21 protein-coding genes are annotated in these 21,655 nt (G+C 69.3%); 7 read left to right on the top strand and 14 right to left on the bottom strand.

Annotated elements, in window-relative coordinates; genetic code table 11:
• Nucleotides 1-14: 14 nt before the first annotated feature.
• Nucleotides 15-1,121 carry a cell division protein ZipA C-terminal FtsZ-binding domain-containing protein gene (locus AC3WQM_RS04150; protein WP_489056735.1) on the bottom strand — a complete coding sequence of 369 codons (1,107 nt, stop codon included), beginning with the start codon at nt 1,119-1,121 and terminating at the stop codon, nt 15-17.
• Between the two features lie 13 nt (nt 1,122-1,134).
• Nucleotides 1,135-4,650 (bottom strand): chromosome segregation protein SMC, encoded by a 3,516-nt coding sequence (gene smc / locus AC3WQM_RS04145; protein WP_492677045.1) that lies wholly within the window; start codon nt 4,648-4,650, stop codon nt 1,135-1,137.
• A 113-nt stretch (nt 4,651-4,763) separates the two neighbouring features.
• Between smc and AC3WQM_RS04140 the strand changes: the two genes are divergently transcribed.
• From AC3WQM_RS04140 to AC3WQM_RS04125, 4 genes are all read left to right on the top strand, one after another.
• Nucleotides 4,764-5,534, top strand: coding sequence for a hypothetical protein (locus tag AC3WQM_RS04140; RefSeq protein ID WP_492677044.1), 771 nt, complete (start codon nt 4,764-4,766; stop codon nt 5,532-5,534).
• 55 nt (nt 5,535-5,589) lie between these two features.
• Complete coding sequence (locus tag AC3WQM_RS04135) at nt 5,590-5,910, top strand: helix-turn-helix domain-containing protein (RefSeq protein WP_492677043.1); 321 nt, start codon at nt 5,590-5,592, stop codon at nt 5,908-5,910.
• Nucleotides 5,907-7,205 (top strand): type II toxin-antitoxin system HipA family toxin, encoded by a 1,299-nt coding sequence (locus AC3WQM_RS04130; protein ID WP_492677042.1) that lies wholly within the window; start codon nt 5,907-5,909, stop codon nt 7,203-7,205. Before AC3WQM_RS04135 ends, AC3WQM_RS04130 begins: the two co-directional genes overlap by 4 nt.
• A gap of 77 nt (nt 7,206-7,282) precedes the next feature.
• Nucleotides 7,283-7,975, top strand: a complete 693-nt coding sequence (locus AC3WQM_RS04125; protein WP_492677041.1) for a P-loop NTPase family protein — start codon at nt 7,283-7,285, stop codon at nt 7,973-7,975.
• 254 nt (nt 7,976-8,229) lie between these two features.
• Here AC3WQM_RS04125 and fabG read toward each other — a convergent pair whose 3' ends face one another.
• From fabG to AC3WQM_RS04075, 10 genes are read right to left on the bottom strand one after another with little or no spacing between them, the layout of a single operon-like run.
• Nucleotides 8,230-8,961, bottom strand: a complete 732-nt coding sequence (fabG, locus tag AC3WQM_RS04120; protein ID WP_492677040.1) for a 3-oxoacyl-ACP reductase FabG — start codon at nt 8,959-8,961, stop codon at nt 8,230-8,232.
• A complete protein-coding gene (locus AC3WQM_RS04115; protein WP_492677039.1) occupies nt 8,958-9,431 on the bottom strand; it encodes a hotdog family protein in 474 nt (157 codons plus the stop codon). Before AC3WQM_RS04115 ends, fabG begins: the two co-directional genes overlap by 4 nt.
• On the bottom strand, nt 9,428-10,198 hold the full coding sequence (locus tag AC3WQM_RS04110; protein ID WP_492677038.1) for a class I SAM-dependent methyltransferase: 771 nt from the start codon (nt 10,196-10,198) through the stop codon (nt 9,428-9,430). The genes AC3WQM_RS04115 and AC3WQM_RS04110 overlap by 4 nt, the downstream gene beginning before the upstream one ends.
• Complete coding sequence (locus tag AC3WQM_RS04105; RefSeq protein ID WP_492677037.1) at nt 10,195-11,049, bottom strand: polysaccharide deacetylase family protein; 855 nt, start codon at nt 11,047-11,049, stop codon at nt 10,195-10,197. The genes AC3WQM_RS04110 and AC3WQM_RS04105 overlap by 4 nt, the downstream gene beginning before the upstream one ends.
• Complete coding sequence (locus AC3WQM_RS04100) at nt 11,049-13,454, bottom strand: MMPL family transporter (RefSeq protein WP_492677036.1); 2,406 nt, start codon at nt 13,452-13,454, stop codon at nt 11,049-11,051. Before AC3WQM_RS04100 ends, AC3WQM_RS04105 begins: the two co-directional genes overlap by 1 nt.
• On the bottom strand, nt 13,451-14,038 hold the full coding sequence (locus AC3WQM_RS04095; protein WP_492677035.1) for a LolA-related protein: 588 nt from the start codon (nt 14,036-14,038) through the stop codon (nt 13,451-13,453). The genes AC3WQM_RS04100 and AC3WQM_RS04095 overlap by 4 nt, the downstream gene beginning before the upstream one ends.
• Before the next feature lie 19 nt (nt 14,039-14,057).
• The gene (locus AC3WQM_RS04090; protein ID WP_492677034.1) at nt 14,058-15,068 is read right to left on the bottom strand and encodes a lysophospholipid acyltransferase family protein; all 1,011 of its coding nucleotides are present in this window, start codon (nt 15,066-15,068) and stop codon (nt 14,058-14,060) included.
• Nucleotides 15,065-16,780, bottom strand: a complete 1,716-nt coding sequence (locus AC3WQM_RS04085; protein WP_492677033.1) for an ApeI family dehydratase — start codon at nt 16,778-16,780, stop codon at nt 15,065-15,067. Before AC3WQM_RS04085 ends, AC3WQM_RS04090 begins: the two co-directional genes overlap by 4 nt.
• Nucleotides 16,781-16,796: 16 nt before the next feature.
• Nucleotides 16,797-17,441, bottom strand: a complete 645-nt coding sequence (locus tag AC3WQM_RS04080; RefSeq protein WP_492677032.1) for a COG4648 family protein — start codon at nt 17,439-17,441, stop codon at nt 16,797-16,799.
• 3 nt (nt 17,442-17,444) lie between these two features.
• Nucleotides 17,445-17,756 (bottom strand): phosphopantetheine-binding protein, encoded by a 312-nt coding sequence (locus tag AC3WQM_RS04075; RefSeq protein WP_062482694.1) that lies wholly within the window; start codon nt 17,754-17,756, stop codon nt 17,445-17,447.
• A 102-nt stretch (nt 17,757-17,858) separates the two neighbouring features.
• Here AC3WQM_RS04075 and AC3WQM_RS04070 point away from each other — a divergent pair, with 102 nt between their 5' ends.
• Nucleotides 17,859-19,370 carry a helicase HerA-like C-terminal domain-containing protein gene (locus AC3WQM_RS04070; protein ID WP_489056723.1) on the top strand — a complete coding sequence of 504 codons (1,512 nt, stop codon included), beginning with the start codon at nt 17,859-17,861 and terminating at the stop codon, nt 19,368-19,370.
• Nucleotides 19,371-19,380: 10 nt separating this feature from the next.
• Here the strand turns inward: AC3WQM_RS04070 and AC3WQM_RS04065 are convergent, their stop codons facing one another.
• Both AC3WQM_RS04065 and AC3WQM_RS04060 read right to left on the bottom strand, forming a co-directional pair.
• The gene (locus AC3WQM_RS04065) at nt 19,381-20,022 is read right to left on the bottom strand and encodes a DUF1109 domain-containing protein (RefSeq protein ID WP_492677031.1); all 642 of its coding nucleotides are present in this window, start codon (nt 20,020-20,022) and stop codon (nt 19,381-19,383) included.
• Nucleotides 20,019-20,603: a sigma-70 family RNA polymerase sigma factor gene (locus AC3WQM_RS04060; RefSeq protein WP_492677030.1), complete on the bottom strand. Its 585-nt coding sequence runs from the start codon at nt 20,601-20,603 to the stop codon at nt 20,019-20,021. The genes AC3WQM_RS04065 and AC3WQM_RS04060 overlap by 4 nt, the downstream gene beginning before the upstream one ends.
• Before the next feature lie 86 nt (nt 20,604-20,689).
• Between AC3WQM_RS04060 and AC3WQM_RS04055 the strand changes: the two genes are divergently transcribed.
• Both AC3WQM_RS04055 and AC3WQM_RS04050 read left to right on the top strand, forming a co-directional pair.
• Entirely contained in the window at nt 20,690-21,109 is a 420-nt protein-coding gene (locus tag AC3WQM_RS04055; RefSeq protein ID WP_492677029.1) for a hypothetical protein, read from the top strand.
• A 14-nt stretch (nt 21,110-21,123) separates the two neighbouring features.
• The gene (locus AC3WQM_RS04050) at nt 21,124-21,591 is read left to right on the top strand and encodes a DUF6152 family protein (protein WP_492677028.1); all 468 of its coding nucleotides are present in this window, start codon (nt 21,124-21,126) and stop codon (nt 21,589-21,591) included.
• Nucleotides 21,592-21,655 lie beyond the last annotated feature (64 nt).

The following is a 21,655-nucleotide window of genomic DNA, read 5'->3' as shown; positions in this document are numbered from 1 at the left end:
GGGAAAAAGACGGATCAGCTGAAGAGGCGTCGCGCCAGCGGCGAGCCCGCGGCGAGGTCGCGTCCGTCGAGCGTGTCGTACAGCTGCTCGAGGTCGGTGCCGATCACGTCCATGGTTTCGTCGCGCAGCAACTGGCCGTCGCTGTCGGTCACCACGCCGTCCATCTCGCGGGCGAGCGTGGCAGCGGCTTCACGCATGCGTCGGAACGGCTCTTCGCCGCGATCGACCTGTGGCACATCGAGGCTCAGGCTGAGCTCGCGAATGGCCGATTGCGCCGGATCGTCGGCCAGCGCGGCCTGGGTGTCGAACGAGAGCCCGAGGATCGGCGGCAGGCCGGCCTCGCTGGTCGGCAGCACCATGCGGCCCGGAATGATCCCGGCCACGAAGCCCAGTCGCGCGGCGTTCTGCTGCACGTAACCCGGGCTCCAGGCCGCGTGCAGCGCGCGCAGCACGAAGCCCAGTTGCGCGTCGTGCGCGCTCGCGAACTGGTCGAGCTCACGGGCGCGTGCCACTTCGTCGAGCATCTCGGGAAACTCGGGCGCGCCGTTCACGGCGTCGGCAAAGGCCTGCGCCTTGACCACGAACTCGGAGTACTCGATCTCGTTGAGCGCGCCGGTGCGGTTGGCCAGCTGCACGCCGACCTGGAAGGCGCGGTAGCGCTGCCCGGGTGCCGGCGGCTCCCACTGGCTGGTGAGGTCGTTCAGGCCTTCGATGGCCACGGGCTTGCTGCCCGCGCGGCGCGTGGACGGCATGGCCGCCAGGGCGGCATCGCCCGAGGCCAGGCCTTCGAGCGAAATGGGCGCGATGACGTCGATCAGCGGATCGAGCCCGCCACGGCGCTCGCCGGTGGGCACGGGCACGCCGCTGGGCGCCGGCAGGTCGGGGTCGAACAGCGGCTCGTGGCGGTCGCTGCCGGCCACCTGGCTCGGATCGGCATGGAGCATCGGCTCCACGCCGCCGTCGCTGCCGCCGGCCAGCGCGCGTTCGGCTTCAGCCAAGGCGACATCGACCGCGTCGGGCTGGCGCGGCGCGTTGCGGCGCGACATCAAGGTGTTGTAGGCCACGACGGCCGCGAGAACGAGGCCGCCGAGGATCGCCAGGGCGAGGGTGAGATTGCTCATGCGCGCGCCTGCCTTATGCCGCTTCGACCATCGAGGCCGCCGACTCCATGTCGACCGCAACGATGCGCGACACGCCCTGCTCCTGCATGGTCACGCCGATCAGTTGTTCGGCCATTTCCATGGCGATCTTGTTGTGACTGATGAAGAGGAACTGGGTTTCGCGGCTCATGGCGGTCACAAGTTTGGCATAGCGTTCGGTGTTGGCGTCGTCCAGCGGCGCGTCCACTTCGTCCAGCAGACAGAAAGGCGCCGGGTTCAACTGGAAGATGGCGAACACGAGCGCAATGGCCGTGAGCGCCTTCTCGCCGCCCGAGAGCAGGTGGATGGTCTGGTTCTTCTTGCCGGGCGGCTGCGCGAGCACCTGCACGCCGGCATCGAGGATTTCGTCGCCGGTCATCACGAGGCGTGCATTGCCGCCGCCGAACAGCTCGGGGAACATGCGGCTGAAGTGCTCGTTGACGATCTTGAAGGTGCCGCCGAGCAGGTCGCGCGTTTCGGCGTCGATCTTACGGATGGCGTCTTCGAGCGTGCCGATGGCTTCGTTCAGGTCGGCCGACTGGGCGTCCAGGAAAATCTTGCGCTCGCTCGCAATGGCGAGTTCGTCGAGCGCGGCGAGGTTGACGGCGCCCAGCGCGACCACTTCGCGGTTCAGGCGGTCGATTTCGCTTTGCAGGCCGGTCAGGCGCACCTTCTCGGTCTCGATCGATTGCGCGACCGCTTCGAGGTCGGCGCCGGCGTCGTCCAGCAGTTGCTGGTACTGCTCGACACCCAGGCGCGCGGCCTGCTCCTTGAGCTGGAACTCGGTGATGCGCTGACGCAGCGGATCGAGTTCTCGCTCCAGCTGCAAACGGCGTTCGTCGCTGGCGCGCAGCTTGAGCGTGAGGTCGTCGTACTGGCTGCGGGCCGCGCCCAAGGCGGTCTCGCGCTCCAGCTTGAGCGACAGCGCGTCCTGCAGGCCGGCTTGCGCGGCGGCGTCCGACAGGCGGCTCAGCTCGGCGCGGGCGCGCTCGTCTTCGTCGGTCAGCGCGACGGTCTGCTGCGAGGCGGTTTCGATGCTGCGGTTCAGTTCGCCGCGGCGCGCTTCGAGCGTGCGCTGCGAGAAGGTCGCTTCCTGCGCCTGCCGTTCGAGGCTGCGGTGCTGCTCGCGGCTGGCGTTCAGCGTGCGACCGGCTTCGATGACGCGCTCGTCGAGCTGCGCATGACGTTCCTGGCTGTCGGCCAGTTGCATGTCGAGCTCTTCGAAGCGGCCTTCGGCGGCGATGCGTTTTTCTTGCAACTCTTCGAGCTGGGCATCGACTTCGCCGAGGTCGGCGGCCAGCTGCTGGCTGCGCGCGCGGGTCTGCTCGGCGAGCTGCGTCATGCGCAGCGTTTCGACCTGCAGCTCATGGGCGCGCGACTGCGTTTCAGCGGCTTCGCGGCGGGCCGTGACCAGGCGTTGTGCGGCATCGCCGTAAGCAGCTTCGGCACGGACCAACGCGGTGCGCGCCTCTTCGTTGATGAGGGTCTGGGCCTTCAGCTGGCGCTCGAGGTTTTCCATTTCCTGCTGGCGGGCCAGGAGGCCGGCCTGCTCGGAATCAGGCGCGTAGAAGTTCACGCTGTGCGACGACACGGCATGGCCGCTGCGCACGTAGATCACCTCGCCGGGCTGCAGCGTGGCGCGCTGGGCCAGCGCCTCTTCGAATGTCTCGGCCGTGAAGCAGCCGTGCAGCCAGTCGTTCAGCAGCGCTTGCTGGCCGGCGTCGTTCAGACGCAGCAGGCTCGACAGCTTGGGCAGCGCGCCCGCACCTTGAGGCACGCCGGCGACGGGCGGGCTGTAGAAAGCGAGCTTGGCGGGCGGGGCGTCGTTGCCGAAGGCACGCACCATGTCGAGCCGGCTGACTTCAAGCGCACCCAGGCGCTCGCGCAGCGCGGATTCGAGCGCGCTCTCCCAGCCCTGTTCGATGTGGATGCGGCTCCACAGGCCCTGCAGGCCGTCGAGGCCGTGCTTGGCGAGCCAGGGGGCGAGCTTGCCGTCGGTCTTGACCTTCTCCTGCAGCGCGCGCAGCGCTTCGAGGCGGGCCGAGAACTCGGCGTGGCGGGCGCCCTCGGTGTTGACGGCCTGCTGCTTGGCGCGACGGTCTTCGTCGAGCTGCGGCACGGCTTCCTGCAGTTCCTGCAGGCGGGCGTCGGATTCGCTGGCGGCTTCTTGCGCCGCAGCCAGCTGCTCCTGCATTTCGGTCAGCCGGTCTTCGTCGGGCGCGGCCAGTGCGTTCTGGTCGGCACGCAGACGTTCGCTGCGCAGCGTGAGCTGGCGGCTCTGGTCTTCGATGTTGCGCTGGTCGGCGGCCAGCACCTGGATCTGCTGCTGCACCTGCGACACCGTGGCACGCTGGGTGTTGGCTTCGTTCTGCGCACGCTGCACGGCCTCTTCGAGGTCAGGCATGCGCGCATCGTGTTCTTCGAGCTGTGCGGCCAGCAGGATGGCCTGCTCTTCGGCATCGACGCCGGCACCGGCCAGCGTCTCGATTTCGGCTTCGGCTTCTTCGCGGCGACGGCCCCACTGGCCCATCTGTTCACGCAGTTGCACGAGGCGCTGCTCGACGCGCTGGCGGCCTTCGACCACGAAGCGGATCTCGCCTTCGAGCCGGCCGACTTCGGCGCTGGCTTCGTAGAGCTTGCCTTGTGCCTGGTTCACCAGGTCGCCGGCGCCGTAGTGGGCCTGGCGCACGGTTTCGAGTTCGGACTCGATGCGGCGCAGGTCGGCGGTGCGCGATTCGAGGTCGTTGATGGCCTTTTCGGAATCGGCCTTGATCTTGGCCTGGTCGGCATCGCTTTCGCCGCGCTTCAGGAACCACAGCTGGTGCTGCTTCTTCGTGGCGTCGCCCTGCAGCGCGTTGTAGCGTGCCGCCACCTCGGCCTGCTTCTCGAGCTTCTCGAGGTTGGCGTTGAGTTCGCGCAGGATGTCTTCGACGCGCGTGAGGTTCTCGCGCGTGTCGCCCAGGCGGTTCTCGGTTTCGCGGCGGCGCTCCTTGTACTTGGAGACGCCCGCGGCTTCTTCGAGGAAGAGGCGCAGCTCTTCGGGCTTGGACTCGATGATCCGGCTGATCGTGCCCTGGCCGATGATGGCGTAGGCGCGCGGCCCGAGGCCCGTGCCCAGGAACACGTCCTGCACGTCGCGGCGGCGCACCGGCTGGTTGTTGATGTAGTAGCTGCTGGTGCCGTCGCGCGTGAGCACGCGGCGCACGGCGATTTCGGTGAACTGGTTCCACTGGCCGCCGGCGCGATGGTCGGCGTTGTCGAACACCAGTTCGACGCTTGAACGGCTGGCCTGCTTGCGGGTGGTCGTGCCGTTGAAGATCACGTCCTGCATCGACTCGCCGCGCAGTTCCGACGCACGCGACTCGCCGAGCACCCAGCGCACGGCATCCATGATGTTCGACTTGCCGCAGCCGTTCGGCCCCACCACCCCGACCAGTTGGCCCGGCAGCAGGAAGTTGGTGGGTTCGGCGAACGACTTGAAGCCCGAGAGCTTGATGGAGTTAAGACGCACGACTTGTCGCCCTGCCTTGGCATAGCGCCAAGGTATTGATTTGTAAGGAAAATTGCACGGGCCCGCAGCTTGAAGCGAGCCGCCGCCCCAGCCGTGGATGATAACGTCAGGGCATGAGCGATTCCCCGGCTTCTCCCCTCGCGGCGCGACGCACCTGCCTGCTGGCGGGCACCGCGGCCGCCCTGCTCGCGCCGCTGGCGCTGACGGGCTGTTCATCCCTCCGATCCACCGAGCGCGCCGAACCCTACGGCAACCAGGAGTGGCTGCAATCCGCCACCAACCGCATCGCCAACCTGTCGCTGCGCGACAACCTGCAATCGGTGCGCCGCGTGCAGACCACGCTGTACCGCCGCAACCCGCGCGAATGGCGCAAATCGGCCGCCTCCATGGAAGAAGCCACGCATCGCACCTGGGACGCAGTCCTGCAGGGCACGCCCCTGCCCGAGCTGCGCGGCGCCACCGGCATCGACGCCATCCGCCTGGCCTTCGAAACCGGCCCGCAGGCCTACCAGGGCGACCGCGTGGCGGCGCTGGTCGTCGGGTGGGTCACGATGCTCAAGCAGGCCAACGGCAACACCTGGGATCAGACCATGATCGACGGGGTCGATGCCGAGAACAGCTACCGCACGGCGCGCAACTTCGAGATTTCGCTCTGGCTCATTTCTTCCAAGACCGGCCCCGACGGCCAGCCGCTGCTGCTGGCCACCGAGATCAGCGATCGCGGGCGCAACCTCGTGGCCGACCGCGAGCTGTCGAAGGTGGTGGCACGGCTCGACCTGCTGGCCGCGCAGGCCGACGAGAAATACCGCCGGGCGGCCCTCGATTTCGGGCAGAACTGGGTGATGGGCGTGGTCATGCCGCTCTTCACGTTGATACCCAAGTAGGTTCTTTGTATCGGAAATATGTTTCCCAAATAGGCATTTGCGGTAATATCTTTCCGTGAACAAGCAGGAACTCATCACCGCCCTCACGGCGCGTCGCGGGGCCACCGGCCTCACGAACGCCGAGATCGCCTTGCGTTCGGGGCTCACCGAGCGCTCGGTGCGCAATGCGCTGAGCCTGAAGGGCAATCCGCAGCTGTCGTCGCTGCTCGCGCTGGTCGATGCGCTGGGGCTCGAACTTCAGCTTGCGCCCAAGGGCTTCGGTGAAGGTACGGCCGTCGATCCCGGCTACCGCCCGGTCGCCACGCGCGTCGGTCGTGCGCTGGCCGAAGCGCCTGCCGCGCCGCCCTACGTGCGGGGCCGCCGCTCGCCGCCATGAACGTCAAGATCCTCGAGATTTCGCTCGGCACGCACCGCCTCGGCAAGCTGTTCCAGTACGCCGACCTGTGCCGCTTCGTGGCGGAGCCCGAGTTGATTGCCAACCCGCTGCCCGGCGTGCTTTCGCTGTCGATGGTCGCGAGCGACCCGGCCGCCCAGGCCGCGTTGTGGAGCGACGTGAAGAACCCGTTGTTCAACGCCCAGGGCGGCCAGTTGCCGGGCTTCTTCCAGAACCTGCTGCCCGAAGGCGTGCTGCGCAGCCACATCGCGCAGCTGCGCGGTTGCCGCGACAACGACCATTTCGAATTGCTGGCGGCCTGCGGCGGCGACCTGCCCGGCGCCGTGGCCGCGCGCCCGGTGTCGGTGGACCGCGGCACGCTGCAGCGGCTCATCACGCAGGACCAGGACGCGCTCGAGATGTCGGTGGTCGAGTTGCCGATGCCGCAGGGCATCTCGGTCTCGGGCGTGCAGCCCAAGCTGGGCCTGCGCCGCCAGGGCGGACGCTACGTGGCGCGCGTGCGGGCCGGCGCCAGCACGCGCGTGATCGCCAAGCTGCCGGTGGCCGGCCGGCCGCACATGCCGCAACTCGAGATGCTCTCGCTGCAGATGGCCGGGGCGGCGGGCGTCGAGGTGTGCCACGCCGAACTCGCGCCGCTGTCGGCCATCGCGGCGCAGCACAGCTATGCGCTGCCGGACGAGCCCGAGTTCCTGGCCGTCACGCGCTTCGACCGGGACAGTGCGCGCCGCATCCATTTCGAAGATTTCGCCCAGGTGCTCGCGGTCGATCCGATGCACAAGTACAGCGGCAGCTACCTCGACATGGCGCTCGCGATGCGCGCCTTTTCATCGCTGGGCGAAGACGCCGTGCTCGAACTGGTGCGGCGGCTCGTGGTCAACGATCTGCTGGGCAACCCCGATGCCCACCTGAAGAACTTCGGTGTGCTGTATCCCGACGGCATTGCGCCGCGATTGGCGCCGGCCTACGACATCGTGGCCTACGCGGCGCTGCAAGGCGTCGAGGGCCATGCGCTGCCGCTGCTGCCGACCCCAGTGAGCGCCACCGCAGCCCGTCGCACCGCGATGTTCACGCCGGCCAATGTGCGCGCGTTCTGTTTCTCGGCCGGCTTGCACGAGCCGCGCATGCGACGCGTGGTCGCAGACACGACCCGCCTCGCGCGCGACCAGTGGCCCGCGATGATCGACGGCTCGGCGCTGCCGGCTCCGTGGAAAAAGCGGCTGCAGCAGCGCCTGCAGGCACATCCCTTGCTGCAGGGCATGAGCAAGCGGGGTCGCTAGCCACAGTGACGTGACAGGCGACCCCTAGAATGAATCCGCCCTCCTCCCCCTCAACCCATTCGAGGCAGCAACCACTCATGAGCTCCATCAACTTCATCGGCGGCGAAAAAGGCGGTGTCGGCAAATCGGTCACGGCACGTGTGCTGGCCCAGTACTTCATCGATCGCAGCCGACCTTTCACCGGCTTCGACACCGACCGTTCGCACAGCTCCTTCACCCGCTTCTACGAGGGCTTTGCCTCGCCCGTGGTGGTCGACAGTTTCGAAGGCCTGGACACGGTGGTGAACGGCTTCGAGACCAACCCGAAGCAGAGCGTGATCGTCGACCTCGCGGCGCAGACGCTGGCGCCGCTGTCGCGCTGGATCAAGGAATCGGACCTGTTCGACGTGTTCGAGGAGGTCGACGTCACGGTCAACTTCTGGCACGTGCTGGACGACGGCAAGGACTCCACCGACCTGCTCGGTACGCTGATCGACACCTTCGGCAACCGGCCCAACTACATCGTGGTGCAGAACTACGGGCGCGGCAGCGACTTCGGGATGCTGCTGGCGTCGCAGTCGCTGTCGAAGGCCAATGCGAATGGCGCACGCGTGATTGCCTTGCCGCGTTTGCATGAGGCCAGCATGCGCAAGATCGATGCGCAGAACACGAGTTTCTGGAAGGCTGTGAACGACCGCGAAGGGCCGCATGCGCTTGGGTTGCTGGAGCGGCAGCGCGTGAAGTCTTGGCTGGCTACGGCTTACGCTGCGTTCGATACGCTGCCTCTTTAGCCTTTTTGGGGGAGCCCGACAGGCGGCACGGCGCGGTCGGCCCCACTGCGCCGGCCGCTTCGCGGCTTCCCTGCGGTGCTCGCGTTTCGCGGGGTCTCGCAGAACTCGCTTCGCTCAAACAGCTGCGAGCCCTGATCCGCGAAACGCTGCGCTCCTCGGCGGCACAGAGGGGCCGCCCACACCGCACCGCCTGTCGGGCTCAGGGGTAAAGCGGGTGGCCTGCCCTTCGCGAGGAAGAACGAACCAGCAGGGCCTTAGATCATTCCGCCGTTGATCGAGATGACCTGACCCGTGATGTACGCGGCTTCATCGCTTGCCAGGAACGCTGCCAGCGCCGCCACTTCCTGCGGCGTTCCGGCGCGCTTCACGGGCACCATCTGGTTGATGAGCGCGGGATCGAACACCGCATCGGCCATCGGCGAGGCGATGATCCCCGGCGCGATCGCGTTCACGGTCACGCCGCGCGAGGCCACTTCGAGCGACAGCGCCTTGGTCGCGCTGTTCAGCGCGCCCTTGGCCGCGGCGTAGTTCACCTGTCCCCTGTTCCCCGCGATGGCGGCGACGGACGAGATGTTCAACACACGCCCCCAACGGGTGCGCATCATCGGCAGCAGCAGCGGCTGGGTGACGCGGAAGAAGCCGTTCAGCGACACGTCGATCACTTTGTGCCATTGCTCGGCACGCATGCCGGGCAGCACGGCGTCGTCGTGCACGCCTGCGTTGTTGACGAGGATCTGCACCGCGCCGCCTTCGAGGATGCGTGCGCAGCCGGCCGCGCAGGCTTCGTCGCTGCGCAGGTCGAACACATGGCATTCCGCCTTGCCCCCGGCCGCGGTGATCGACGCGGCCAGCTGCTCGATGGCCTCGGGCCGCGAATTCGCATGCAGCAGCACGGTGGCGCCGTCGCGTGCAAAACGCTCCGCCATGGCCGCGCCGAGCGCGCCGCTGGCGCCGGTGATCAGTGTGCGTTTTCCTTCGAAACTCATGACGGTGTGCTTCCCATGTCCGCCAACGGCGTGTTCAAGACCACCACGGCCCGGCCTTCGGCCAGCAGGCGGCCGTCGTCGGCCGCCACCGTGAATTCATACAAGACCTGCCGGTCGTCGCCGGACAGGCGCTTCGCGCGCACCTGCAACGCCCCGGCGATGTCGTCCAGCCGCGCCGCCGCCAGCTTCACGTTGCGCGCACTGGCCAGGAAGCCGGCAGAGGGCATGCTGCCCTCGGCGGCCAGCAGGCCGCCGTGCAGCGCCATGGCCTGCGCCGCGTATTCGATGGCGTTCGGCGCGAGCAGGCCGCTCTCGGTGCGCAACGGGTTGTCCGCCTGGCTGTGTGTCGTGGTGCTGCAATGGATCGATTCGGCGTCCCAGCCTTCGAGGCGCTCCAGCAGGCACATGCTGCCGCTGTGGGGAATGCGTGCGGCGATGCCCGCGCGGTCGAGCGTCTGCGGTGCCGTCAAGCGGCAGCCTCCAGGTCGGCCACCAGCAGCACGTTGGCGAACGGCGTGCCTTCGCTCATCGGCATGCTCTGCACGCGGAAACCCAGGCGCTGCAGCACGGCGATCCACTCGGCCAGCGGGCGGCCCCAGGTCGGCGAGACCTTGTGGCCGCGGATGCGCGTCACGGTGCGATCGACCCACTGGCTGATCGCGAAACCGCGCGTGCTCGACGCATCGCCCACGCGCAGCAACAGGCGCGCCTTTGGGTTGCCGCCACGGCGCAGCGCGTCGCGCACGCGGGTCAGCACGCCCTCCTGGGCTGCGAGGTCCACGTAGTGCAGCACGTCGAGGATCACGACCAGGTCGCAGTCGGGCAAGGCGGCCGAGCACATGTCGGCGCACACCAGGCGCGGCGTGGGCCTCAGGTGGCCGACCGACGCCTCGGCGCGCGCCACGTCCTTCGGCATCAGCTCGATGCCCGTGTAGTCCGCGGCGGCCGGCGTGGCGGCCCATGAGGCGGGCCAGCGTCCCTGCTGCTGCATCGTGCTCATCGACGCCAGCAGGCTCACGAAAAGGCCCTGGCCGCAGCCGATGTCGACCACGCGCCGGTGCTGCGCGTCGATCAGCCCGCGTTCGAGCAGGCCGCGGAACACCGGGTCGCGTCCGAGCTTGCCGCGCGCGAACTGCCAGGCGAAGGTGCCGCCCTTCTTGTAGGGCACGGTCGCGGCTTCGTGCAGCTCGCGCCAGGCTTGGTCGGTGGTCATCGTCGATGGCATCACGGCGCTCATGCGGTCTTCAATCCTTCAGGCAGGGTCACGGCGCGCAATCCGTCGGTGCGCAGACGTTGGAGCAACAAGGGCAGGACTTCCAGCAAGACGGGTTGCCCTGCGGCGGTGCGCGCGGCGTTGCCGTCGTGCAGCAGGAGGATGTCGCGTGCCTGCAGGTGGCGGGCGAGGCGCGCCATCACCTTGGCGGCGTCGCCTTCGCGGGTGTCGAAACCGCGCCGCGTCCAACTCACGAGCGAGAGGCCGAGGCGGTGGAGCACGGGTTCGAGGAAAGGATTGCGTAGGCCGGCGGGCGCGCGGAAACAGGTCGGGCGCTGGCCGGTCACGTCGGTCAGGATGTCCTGCGCGCGCGCGATCTCCGCTGCGAAGCCGCGCGGGCCGAGGAAGGAGAAGTTGTGACGGTGCTGCGCCGTGTGGTTCTGGATGCTGTGGCCGCGCGCGACGATCTCGCGCGCCAGCGCCGGATGCGCCAGCACGCGCTCGGCGATGCAGAAGAAGGTGGCGCGCTGGCCGTGGGCGTCCAGCAGGTCGAGCACGCGGGGCGTGACCTCGGGCTCGGGCCCGTCGTCGATGGTGATCGCCACCTCGCGACGCGCACCGGCCGCCTCGGGCAGGCGCGTGACGTTCGGGCCGAGCAGGTTGCTGCGCGGCGTGAGCCCGGCGCCGGTGATCAGCGCATGGTTCAGCACCACCGCGCCGAGGGCCCAGGGCCATGCGCCCGGCACCAGCACGCCCGCGCCCAGGGCCGCCACATGCACGGCCGCGCTGGCGCGCATGGCGGGCGGCCAAGGCCAGGATTCGGTAGCGGCGACAGGGGCGAAAGGCGACGACATGGTGGGTCCAGATTTTCCCATCAGCGCGGTCGCTGTGGGCTCGGGCCCTTCCCGGGCGCCATGTTGCGCGCGAACGCGGCCGACAGCAGCAGCGCCAGCAAGGCGCCCGGCGCGACCACGCGGCCGATGGACGACAGCGCCGGAATGTCCGAGATCGCGATCAGCCCGAACGACACCACCGTCGTGAGGTTGGCCAGCATCAACGAGGCCAGCGTGTCTTCGTCGGCGCGCCCGGTCGTGCGCAGCTGGTCGAAGAAGAGCGCGTAGTTCGATCCCACGGCGACGATCAGCAGCAGCCCCACGAGGTGCAGGATGCCGAGTGCCGCCTGCGCCAGCGCCATGCCGCCCAGCGTGAGCACCACCGCGAACAGCAGCGGCTGGCACACGGCCAGCAGCCGGCGCCACGAGCGCAGGTACACGCCCAGCAGCACCACCACCGCCAGCGCCCCCAACAGCACCTGCACGAAGGCCTCGTGCAGGTAGCGTTGGTAGAGGCCGCCGAGCTCGCGGCCGACGTCCACCACCTGCACCTCGGGCAGGCCGGCCAGCGCGGCCTCGAGCCGCCCCTGGTCGAAGCCCGGGCCAGGGTGCAGCACGACCAGCGTGGACCAGCCACCACCCGGACGCTCGTACATCAGCGTGTTGACCACCGAGCCCAGCGGGCCGCCCATGAGGTCGGCGCGTTGCACGGGCGCCTGCTTGCGCGCGGCCTCCACGTCGGTCACGAAAGCGCCGAGACGGGAGGCCGGCAACGGCAAGCCCTTCGTCGCTTCGGCCAGGTTGGCGCGCAGCGTGTCGGCATCGGGCAGGCTGGCCAGACGTGCTGTCTGCGCCGCCACGCTCGGCAGCACGCGGGTCACGGTTTCGTAGCCGCTGAGCTCGCCCTTGTCGACCAGGGCGTCGAGGCGCGCGGCCGCGGCCTCGGTGTGGCGCAGCGCGGCCTGCTCGTCGTCGCCGAAGGCCACCACGAGCACACCGCCATCGCTGGCGCCGATGTCCTTGCGCAGCATCTCGTCGAGCTGCTGGGCCGAGCGCGGCACCGGGCTCATCGCGCTCAGGTCGGCACGCCACAGATGGCCGCCCTGCCACAGCACCAGCGCCAGCGCCGCCACGCCGAGCGCGGCCAGCGGCCAGCGCAGGCGCGGCAGGCCGCGCACCAGCAGGCCGGCCAGCCGCGCCATGTGCCGGCGCATGCCCATGCCGGTCGCACCATCGGGCGCCAGCACCGGCAGCACGTAGCGCGTCGCCAATGCGGCCGACATCAGCCCGGCGATCGAAAACACCCCCAGCTGCGCCAGCCCCGGGAAGCCCGAGAACACCAGCGCCGCAAAGCCGCACACGGAGGTCAGCAGGCCCAGCCGCACCGTGGGCCAATGCACCTCGCGCCAGCGCTGCCAGCCAGTGCCGGCCACGGCCGCGCCGCGCGCCTGGATCAGGTAGTAGATGGCGTAGTCGACCGTCTCGCCGATCAATGTGCTGCCGAAGCCCAGCGTGAGCCCGTGCACCGAGCCGAACACGAGGCTGACCGACGCGGTGCCGACCACCACGCCCGTGGCCACCGGCAGGAAGGCGATGACGAGCGCGCGCGGCGAGGCGAAGGCCAGCAACAGCAACACGCTCATCACGATGCCGCCCACCACCGCGAGGTGGATGGCTTCGGTCTTGATCTTTTCGCGGCTCATCACCGAGAACACGGGAGGGCCGCTCAGCAGCAGCTTCGGCGCGGCCTCGCCCATGCCGCGCGCGGCGGCTTCATAGGCGGCCTGCACCCGCGCGATGGCGACGGCCTGGGCATCGAGGTCGCCGCCGGCCGCACGCGTGGTGGCGATCATGAGTGCGCGCGGTGCATCGCGCGACATCCAGACGCCGCCTTCGCTGCGCGGTGCGCTCGCCGGCACCAGCTCCATCGCGACACGCTGGGTTTCGCCGGTCGGGTCGCGATCGAGCAAGGGCTTGATCGCGTTGCCGGCCGGCGTGCCGAGCATCGACAGCGTGTCGGTGATGGCGTCGCGCAATCCTTCGGCCGTGAACTGCCCCGGCATCACACCGGACGACAGCTGGTAGCGGTGATCGAACACCCAGGTGCCGGCCTCGCTCCAGTCGCTCACATCGCCGTTCTGCACCAGGTCGAAGAGCTGGCTCTCGCGCATCGCCTTGCCGACGGCGCGCGAGACTTCAGCGCGCTGTTCGACGCTGCCGCCCTCGAAGCCCAGCATCAGCGTGCGCGAGGCGACGCCGCTTTGCAGCTGTTCGATGAGCACGCGCTGGCGCAGGTCCGGGCTCTTGGGAAGAAAAGCCGACAGGTCGGCGCCGATCTGGGTGCGCGCGATGACGACCGCGCCGAGGGCCACGACCAGCAGCCACGCCAGCAGGACGACGATGCGGCGCGACCACCCCGGCGGCCCGCCCGCCTGCGCCAGGCTCACGGTGTCGCGCGCCGGGAAGCGCCAGCCGGTACCGCCGACGGCGGCGAATTGGGCGAGATGTTCATGACCGAGCGATCGCCGCCCACGAACTCCATCTCCAGCCCCAGCACTTCGCCGCCGCGGCCCGTGATGCGCATGCTGCGCACCTGCGCGGCCAGCCGGCTGTCATTGGGGACCAGGTCGAGCGTCCATTGGTTGGCGACGCCGGTCACGGTGCTTTTGAAATAGCGCTGCAACGTGGTGCCGTCGCCGGTCAAGGTGCCGCGCATGGCTTCCACCAGGCCCAGCAGCTCGGGCATGCTGTCCAGCGCGAGCGTGCGGTTGCGATTGCCGCGCGACAAGGTCAGCGTGTTGCCGTCGACCGCCATGGTTTCGATGCGCGGCGACAGCGTGCGGCGCACCAGCTTGTCGGGCGCCTCGAAGCTCAGCGTGCCGCTCGCGTCGAGCGGGCCTTCGAGGCCGTGCACGAAGCGCTGCTCGGTGAAGCGCGCCTCGCCGCTCTTCTGCTTGGACAGCAAGCCCATCAGTTCGGGCAGATCGAACGCCGCCCAGGCGGGCGCGGCGCAGAAAGCCACGGCGAGCACCACCACCCTGCAAAGCCAATCAAGCCGCATCTTCGAGCCAGAAATCATGAAAGTTGAACCAGTTGTACGGGTAGGCGCGGCACAGCGCCTCGAGGCGGGCCACATAGGCTTCGACTGCGCTGCGGATGCGCTGTTCGCGCTCCGCGGCATCGGTGAACGGCGTGCCGAAGTCGGCCAGCGGGTCGAACCGGACATCGTAGCGGGCACCGCCGCCGTACATGCCGGCCATGAAGAACACCTTGCGGCGCAGCAATGCCGCCAGCCGGAACGGACCGTCGTTGAAGACGGCCGGCTGCCCCAGGAAAGGCAGCACGATGTTGTTGCCGCGCTGGTGCGCCGGCTGCTCCTCGCTGCCCGGCAGGGTACGGTCGGCCAGCATGCCGCCGAGGCCGCCGCCGTCGAGCCAGTCGCGCAGCGCGAGCATCGAATGTGGTCGGCCCAGCGAGATCACGTGGGGCCGCATCTCGGGCAGCGCGATGGCGTTCAGGATGGCGGTGATGCGCTGCGCGTTGTCGGGGTACATCAGCATCGCCAGCCGCATGCGGTTCTGGTGCTTCTGCTGCTTGCAGGCGCCGAGCACCTCGAAGCTGCCGATGTGGGCGCCGAGCAGGAAAGCGCCCCGCCCTTCGGCCGCCTCCGCTTCGATCGGGCCGTTGCCTTCGATCTTCAGCTTGAACAGGTCCATGCGCCCGCGCAGGAAGTACACGCGGTCGAGCACGGTGGAGGAAAACGCGTGCAGCAGGCGGTAGCCGTCGACCCAGCCCGCGCGCGGGCCGATGGCCCGGAACAGGTAGCGCTTGATGTAGCGGCGCGGCGCCGGCGCGAACAGCAAGAAGTACAGGCTGATCGGCGGCAGCAGCAGCCGCGTGACGTGCCGCCCGCACACCAGCGCCATCAGGCAGATGAAGCGCAGCGCCAACATGTTGCTGCGCTCGGGCGCGCGCGCCCAGTCGCCCTGCTGGGCCGCCGGGCGGGCGGTCTGCCGCGCCGCTTCGTCCACGGCGCGCGTTTCGGCGTCGGTGTGCTTCATCCCGCCGACTCTGGCACAGCCGTCCAGCGGCCCGTGACAGCCAGCACGCCGTCGCAGCGCACGTCGAAACGCACGCCGCGGCCGGTTCCGGCCTCGGGATGCAGCTCGATGGACAGCGTGCTGCCGGGCCGCACGGGCGCCAGGAACTTGGCAGCCGCGAGCGTCGGGCTCGCGCCCAGCCGTGCCGACAGCGCCGGCACACGCCGCACGACTTCCATGACTTCGGCCAGCAGCAGCGCGCCGGGCACCAGCGGCTGGCCGGGGAAATGACCGGCAAAGACGGGGTGGTCGACCGGCACCGTGTGCGCCATCTGCACCGGCGTCTGGTCGTCGGCCAACTGCGCCAGCGCGAATTCGCGCAGCGCCCGCACCGTGAGCTTGCCCGTGCCTTCACGCGGGAAGGCCTTGACCTGCACCACGCGGCGCGGCACGAACACGGGCTCCAGGCGTTGCCGCAGTGCAGCAATGATGTCTGTCGCCGACAGCGTGGGCGCGACCACGAACGCCACCGGCCGCACCACACCGTCGGCCACCTCGTCGGGCAGCCAGAAGGCGCCGTCCTCGACGCCGGCGATGCTGTTGAGGTGGTAGTTCAGGTGTGCGAGCGAACTGCGCCGGCCGGCGACGTGGATCAGGTCGTTGGCACGGCCGAACAGGCGAAAACGCCGTACATCGAGCAGTTCGAGCACGTCGGCCATGGGCGTCGGCTCGGGAATGAAGTCGCCGCTGAAGATGAAGCGCTCGGGGCCGTCACCCTCCCCCGGTTCCGCGTGTACGCGGATTTCGCCGAAGGTTTCCCAGATTTCGCTCTCGGTCGTGCGGCGCGTGGCCACCTGGCCCGATTCGGTGCTGCCGTAGATTTCGAGCAGCACGCCGCCCAGCGCCTGCTCGGCCTGCGCGGCCAGTTGCGGCGACAGCGGCGCGGTGGCCGACAGGATCAGGTCGACCGGCGGCAGCTCGATGCCCGACAGCAGCAGCGTCTTCAGGTGGAACGGCGTGGTCACCAGCGCGCGCGGGCGCGGCACCGAGGCCAGCGCCTTCGCGACGTCGGCCGGAAAGAACGGCCGTCCGGTTTCGAACGCGGCGCCACCGAGCATCGCGAGCAGCACCGACGACTCGAGGCCGTAGCTGTGCTGCACCGGCACGGTCGCCACCAGCGTGAGCCCTTCGAGCGTGGGCCGCTGCAGCACGCGGCACAGCCGCTCGACCGCCACTTCGACGTCGCCGACCAGCGTGCGCCAGGCCTTGGCATGCGGTTGCGGCACGCCGGTGGAGCCCGACGTGAGCAGGCTGGCCGCATGCCGGCCGCCGTCGATGGCGGGCACCGGCGCATCGCCGGCCGGGCCGGGCACGGCCTCGACCTGCAGGCGCCGCATGCCCGGCGTCTCGAGCTTGGCGTCGTCGGTCAGCGCGAACAGGTGGGCGCCGCCGGTTTCGGTCAGGCGCGCCAGCGTGTCCGGCCGCGCATCGGGCGGCAGCAGGCTGGCGTGGCCGCGCACCAGCGCGGCGCCCAGGCTCACGGCGAAAGCGTAGCGGTCGAGGCAGAGGTTGACGGCAGGCCCTTCGGCGGGCAGCGCGGGCGCCAGGCGTGCGACGTCGGCCAGGAACTGGCGCGTGCTAACCGGCTGGCCGGCGCGCCAGGCCAGGGGCGCGTCGGGGTTGCGGTCCGCGAGCAGCGGCAGGAAGGAAGAAGAAGCGGTGTCGGGGGTCACGCGGGCTGCGCCTGTTTCATTGGCCGCCAGCGCCGTTGTCCACCGTCGAGGTGCCGTAGAACGCGCGCACCGCATCGACGAGGCGCGTGCGTTCGAATTCGGGATGCAGGCGGTAGCGCACGAGGTGCTCGCCCACGAACAGCAGCGCCACGCTCAGCGGCGACAGCACGTTGGCCAGCAGCGACCAGGCCGAAAACGGCATCGTCAGGTAGACCACGATCGACGAGACGACCACCACGGCGAAGTACACCGTCCACACCTGCGTGAGGCGCGTCGTGTACGACAGCATGTGCCCCTTCAGCGGGTGCACGCGCTGCGCGAACTGGGTGATCAGCGGCAAGCCCTTGCCGCGCAGCGTCGAGCCGAACCAGCCACAGAGCGCGCCGTTGATGCCGATGTGCTGCAGCACATAGAGACGGTTCGTGTCGCCCGCCTCACCGAGGAAGACGAGCGAGAAGCCGCCGATGCCCAGGGCCGCCGCAATGGCCAGGCCCCAGCGGCCGAACCAGCTGGCGGCGCAACCCATGGCGGCGATCCACAGCGGGCCGAGCAACACCACCACAGCCCAGGGCTCGGTGGCGTGGAACAGCGTCATCCAGTGGGAGAGGCCGGCATACGTGACCCCCACCAGCAGCAGGAGGACGAGTCGCCATCGAGACATGGATCAGGTGGCGCTGCGGTGCTCGGCGACGTGGGTCGCGAGCGTACGCAGCGACTGGAAGATCTGCTGGTTGCGCTCGTCGTCCGAGCGCAGCTGAAAACCATAGCGGCGCGAGACTTCGAGCGCAACTTCGAGGATGTCGATGGAATCGAGGCCCAGACCTTCGCCGTACAGCGGGTCGGTGGGCACGATCTCTTCAGGTGCAACCTCGAGATTGAGCGCGTTCACGAGCAACACGGCCAGCTCTTTTTCGATCGGCGACTGTTCGGATGCATCGCCAGTGGCGGGAATGGGGGGCTGAGCAGTCGATGACAAAAAAACCTCCTGAACTTTTTTCCTGAACGACCGTGCGGGGTCGTGAATTATAGGAGTGGCGGTTGATTAGACTGCGCGCTTCGATACGACCCGGAGCGCCCCATGGCCGACCCCCTTCTGATCGCACGCCACGACACCATCGAGTGCACCCTCCTGCCCGGCCTTGCCAACCGCCACGGCCTGATCACCGGCGCCACCGGCACCGGCAAGACCGTCACGCTCCAGACCATCGCCGAACAGCTGTCGAACATCGGCGTGCCGGTGTTCATGGCCGACGTCAAGGGCGACCTGACCGGCATCAGCCAGAAAGGCGCCATCGGCGAAAAGCTGGCCGCCACGCTCAAGGAACGCGGCATCGACGTGCCCGAGCCCGCTGCCTGCCCCGTCACGCTGTGGGACGTGTTCGGCGAACAGGGCCATCCGGTGCGCGCCACCATCTCCGACATGGGCCCGCTGCTGCTGGGCCGCATGCTCGACGTGAACGAAACCCAGGCCGGCGTGCTGAACCTGGTGTTCAAGATCGCCGACGACAGCGGCATGCTGCTGCTCGACCTGAAAGACCTGCGCGCCATGCTGCAGTACGTGGGCGAGAACGCGAGCCAGTTCACCACCGAGTACGGCAACATCAGCGCCGCCAGCGTGGGCGCCATCCAGCGCGGCCTGCTGCAGATCGAGACCCAGGGCGGCGACAAGTTCTTCGGCGAGCCGATGCTCAACATCGCCGACTTCATGCAGACGGTGGGCGGCAAGGGGGTGGTGAACATCCTGGCGGCCGACAAGCTCATGAACTCGCCGCGCCTGTACGCCACCTTCCTGCTGTGGATGCTGTCGGAGCTGTTCGAGCAACTGCCCGAGATCGGCGACCCCGAGCAGCCGAAGCTGGCCTTCTTCTTCGACGAGGCCCACCTGCTGTTCAACGAGGCGCCCAAGGCGCTGGTCGAACGCATCGAACTCGTGGTGCGACTGGTGCGCTCCAAGGGCGTCGGCGTTTATTTCGTCACGCAAAACCCGCTGGACATTCCCGATTCGGTGCTGGCCCAGCTCGGCAACCGCGTGCAGCACGCGCTGCGTGCGTTCACCCCGCGCGACCAGAAGGCCGTGAAGGCCGCCGCCAGCACCATGCGCCAGAAGCCTGGCCTGGACATCGAGACCGCCATCACCGAACTCGCCGTGGGCGAGGCGCTGGTGAGCTTCCTGGACGCCAAGGGCCGCCCGAGCATCACCGAGCGCGTGTACGTGCTCCCGCCGGGCAGCCAGCTCGGCCCGATCACGCCCGAGCAGCGCAAGGCGCTGATCGCGGGCTCGCTGGTGGCGGGCGTGTACGAGAAGACGGTCGACCGCGAATCGGCCTATGAAAAGCTCAAGGGCCGCGCCGAGAGCGCGCCCGACGCACCGGCCGCCGGCGCCAAGGGCGGGGCCGCCGCGGAAGAATCGTCCGGCATGGGCGGCATGCTCAACGACATGCTCTTCGGCAGCACCGGCCCGCGCGGCGGCAAGCGCGACGGCCTCGTGCAGACCATGGCCAAGTCGGCGGTGCGCACCATGGGCACGTCGGTGGGCAAGGAGATCCTGCGCGGCGTGCTGGGCGGGATCTTCGGCAGCAAGAAGCGCTGAAGCAGCGCCGTTACCAGCGCAGCAGGCGCGGCCCCAGTGCCGCGCCCAGCAGCACCGGCACCGCGATCCCGCTCACGTACCAGACCGCGAGGAACGGCGCGGTCAGCTCCATGCAGTGCAGCGCGTAGACCGACGCGCCCACGCCGCCGGCCAGCGCGCCGGCCGCGGCCCCGGCCAGCGCGGGCCGCGTCGGTGCCAGCCCGCGCAGCGCCACGAAGGTGGCCGCGAACACCGGCAGCGCCATGAAGCCGATGCTCAGGGCGCAGATGCGCCACGACTGCCCCATCAGCGAGGGCATGCGCTCCTCGATCGGCACCGAGAACCAGACGAACGCCGCCAGCCCCCAGATCCCCAGCACCGGCAGCACCCCGCCCCACCACGCGTGGCGCACCGCCACGCCGGGCCGGGCCAGCCGCTGCACCGTCACGAAGGCCGCCGCCGCGATGCACAGCGGAAACAGCACCTTGACCCAGAACATCGGCCAGAACATCGCCTGCACCAGGTCGGGCCGCAGCCCGTACTCGCCGAACAGGATCACGAAGGACAGCGGCAGCGCGGCCAGCACCGCCCACCCGATGCGCCAGCCGGCGCTGCGCCGCGGCACCGCCACCTCGCCGGCGGCCAGCAGGTTCACGAGGTCGTCGGTCTTCATGGCGCGGCGCCTCCCCCGAACTTCGCGGCCAGGGCCTTCAGGCCCCGGTGGATGCCGACCTTCACCGCCGACTCCGACATGCCCGTGAGGCTCGCCGTCTCGGCCACCGAGAGTCCTTCGATCTTCACGTGCACGATGGGCAGGCGCTGGCGTTCGGGCAGGGTCTGCAGCAGACCGCCGAGGTCGCGCTTCGCGTCGCTGGCCTCGGTGGCGGAATCGGCGAACACGGCGAGGTCGTCGTCCAGCGGGTCATGCAGGTCCTCGCGGACCGACTTGGCGCGCAGCAAATCGATCATCTTGTAGCGCGCAATGGCATGCACCCAGGCCGTCAGCGGCTGGTCGCTCTGGTAGGTGTGGCGCTGGTTGTGCATGGCGAGCAGGCATTCCTGGACGAGGTCTTCCACTTCATCGGGCCAGCCGAACAGGCGCTTGCCCAGAAAAGCGCGCAGGTGCGCGCTCAGTTTCTGCAGGAACTCGCGGTACGCGCCGGCGTCGCCATCGAGGCCGCGAAGGAACAGGCGGCGCAAGGCCACTTCCGCGTCGCTCGGTGTCGTCCTGCTGCCTACGGTGTTTCGTGCCATCGGGCCGGCCGGTTACAGCCTGGTGGAAAAAGATTGCAAGGGATTGTGCCGCGCCCCCGCAGCGAGGCTTGCGCTAAGCTGCCCCGATGCTGGCCGGACTCGTCTCGCACCCCTGGGCCTACCCGGCGCTGGAGGCGGCGCACATCGTGGGCATCGCGCTGCTGTTCGGCGGCCTGCTGGTGTTCGAGCTGCGCGCCCTGGGCCTGGCCCGCGAGTTGCCGGCGCCGCTGCTGGCGCGCCTCACGCTGCGCCCCGCCCTGCTGGGCTTCGGCCTGTGCGCGCTGACCGGCCTGACCATGTTCGCCAGCCAGCCGGGCGAGTTGCTGAGCAACACGGCCTTTCGCGTCAAGCTGCTGCTGATCCTGCTGGCCGGCCTCAACGCCGCCTGGTTCCACCTGCGCGGCGACATCGGCGGCCAGAGCGGGTTCGCCAGGTTTCAATGCCTCCTGTCTTTGGGGTTTTGGCTCGCTGTCATCATCTGCGGGCGCTGGGTTGCCTATGTCTGACCAAGGAGAACGCGATGCTGCCTCGACGCATGTTCGTGACCGGTTCGATCGCACTGGCCCTGCCCGCCTGGGCCCACCACGGCTGGAGCAGTTTTGACCAGGAGCGCCCGCTGTACGTGGAAGGCCGCGCCACCAAGGTCAGCTGGCGCAATCCGCACGGCGAACTGGAGATCGAGTTGCCCGAGAACCTCGCGCTGCCGTCCGACCTGAAGCAGCGCGTGCTGCCCAAACAGAGCGCAACGGTCGATGGCCCGGCGCTGTTGGCCAAGGCGCAGCTGCCAACGCGGCGCGACCGCAAGTGGCAGGTCGAGCTGGCCCCGCTCACGCGGCTGCAGGCCTGGGGCGTCGAGGAGATCAAGCCCGGCACGCCGGTGGCGGTGCTCGGCTTCACCTTCACGGGAGAGAAAGGCGACGCGGTGCTGCGCGCCGAGTACCTGTTCGTGCACGGCAAGACCTACGGCCTGCGCTCGTCGCCTGCCTGAATGCCAGTGCGGCCAGGCCGCGCGGGCCCTCGCTTGCCAGCCGCACAAGTGCTCGGTACATTGC

Source organism: Variovorax sp. FW301-JW7, from assembly GCF_058788795.1.
Note: the sequence above shows the minus strand (reverse complement) of the source record. Positions and strands in the feature narration are given on the sequence as shown.

Excerpts from the sequence above, each read along its gene's own strand:
- fabG (WP_492677040.1), bottom strand. The coding sequence starts at position 8,961 with ATGAGTTTCGAAGGAAAACGCACACTGATCACCGGCGCCAGCGGCGCG.
- AC3WQM_RS04050 (WP_492677028.1), top strand. The coding sequence starts at position 21,124 with ATGCTGCCTCGACGCATGTTCGTGACCGGTTCGATCGCACTGGCCCTG.
- AC3WQM_RS04125 (WP_492677041.1), top strand. The coding sequence starts at position 7,283 with ATGAGCTCCATCAACTTCATCGGCGGCGAAAAAGGCGGTGTCGGCAAA.
- AC3WQM_RS04055 (WP_492677029.1), top strand. The coding sequence starts at position 20,690 with ATGCTGGCCGGACTCGTCTCGCACCCCTGGGCCTACCCGGCGCTGGAG.
- AC3WQM_RS04090 (WP_492677034.1), bottom strand. The coding sequence starts at position 15,068 with ATGAAGCACACCGACGCCGAAACGCGCGCCGTGGACGAAGCGGCGCGG.
- AC3WQM_RS04065 (WP_492677031.1), bottom strand. The coding sequence starts at position 20,022 with ATGAAGACCGACGACCTCGTGAACCTGCTGGCCGCCGGCGAGGTGGCG.
- AC3WQM_RS04060 (WP_492677030.1), bottom strand. The coding sequence starts at position 20,603 with ATGGCACGAAACACCGTAGGCAGCAGGACGACACCGAGCGACGCGGAA.
- AC3WQM_RS04150 (WP_489056735.1), bottom strand. The coding sequence starts at position 1,121 with ATGAGCAATCTCACCCTCGCCCTGGCGATCCTCGGCGGCCTCGTTCTC.
- AC3WQM_RS04130 (WP_492677042.1), top strand. The coding sequence starts at position 5,907 with ATGAACGTCAAGATCCTCGAGATTTCGCTCGGCACGCACCGCCTCGGC.
- AC3WQM_RS04110 (WP_492677038.1), bottom strand. The coding sequence starts at position 10,198 with ATGAGCGCCGTGATGCCATCGACGATGACCACCGACCAAGCCTGGCGC.
- AC3WQM_RS04070 (WP_489056723.1), top strand. The coding sequence starts at position 17,859 with ATGGCCGACCCCCTTCTGATCGCACGCCACGACACCATCGAGTGCACC.
- AC3WQM_RS04140 (WP_492677044.1), top strand. The coding sequence starts at position 4,764 with ATGAGCGATTCCCCGGCTTCTCCCCTCGCGGCGCGACGCACCTGCCTG.
- AC3WQM_RS04105 (WP_492677037.1), bottom strand. The coding sequence starts at position 11,049 with ATGGGAAAATCTGGACCCACCATGTCGTCGCCTTTCGCCCCTGTCGCC.
- AC3WQM_RS04080 (WP_492677032.1), bottom strand. The coding sequence starts at position 17,441 with ATGTCTCGATGGCGACTCGTCCTCCTGCTGCTGGTGGGGGTCACGTAT.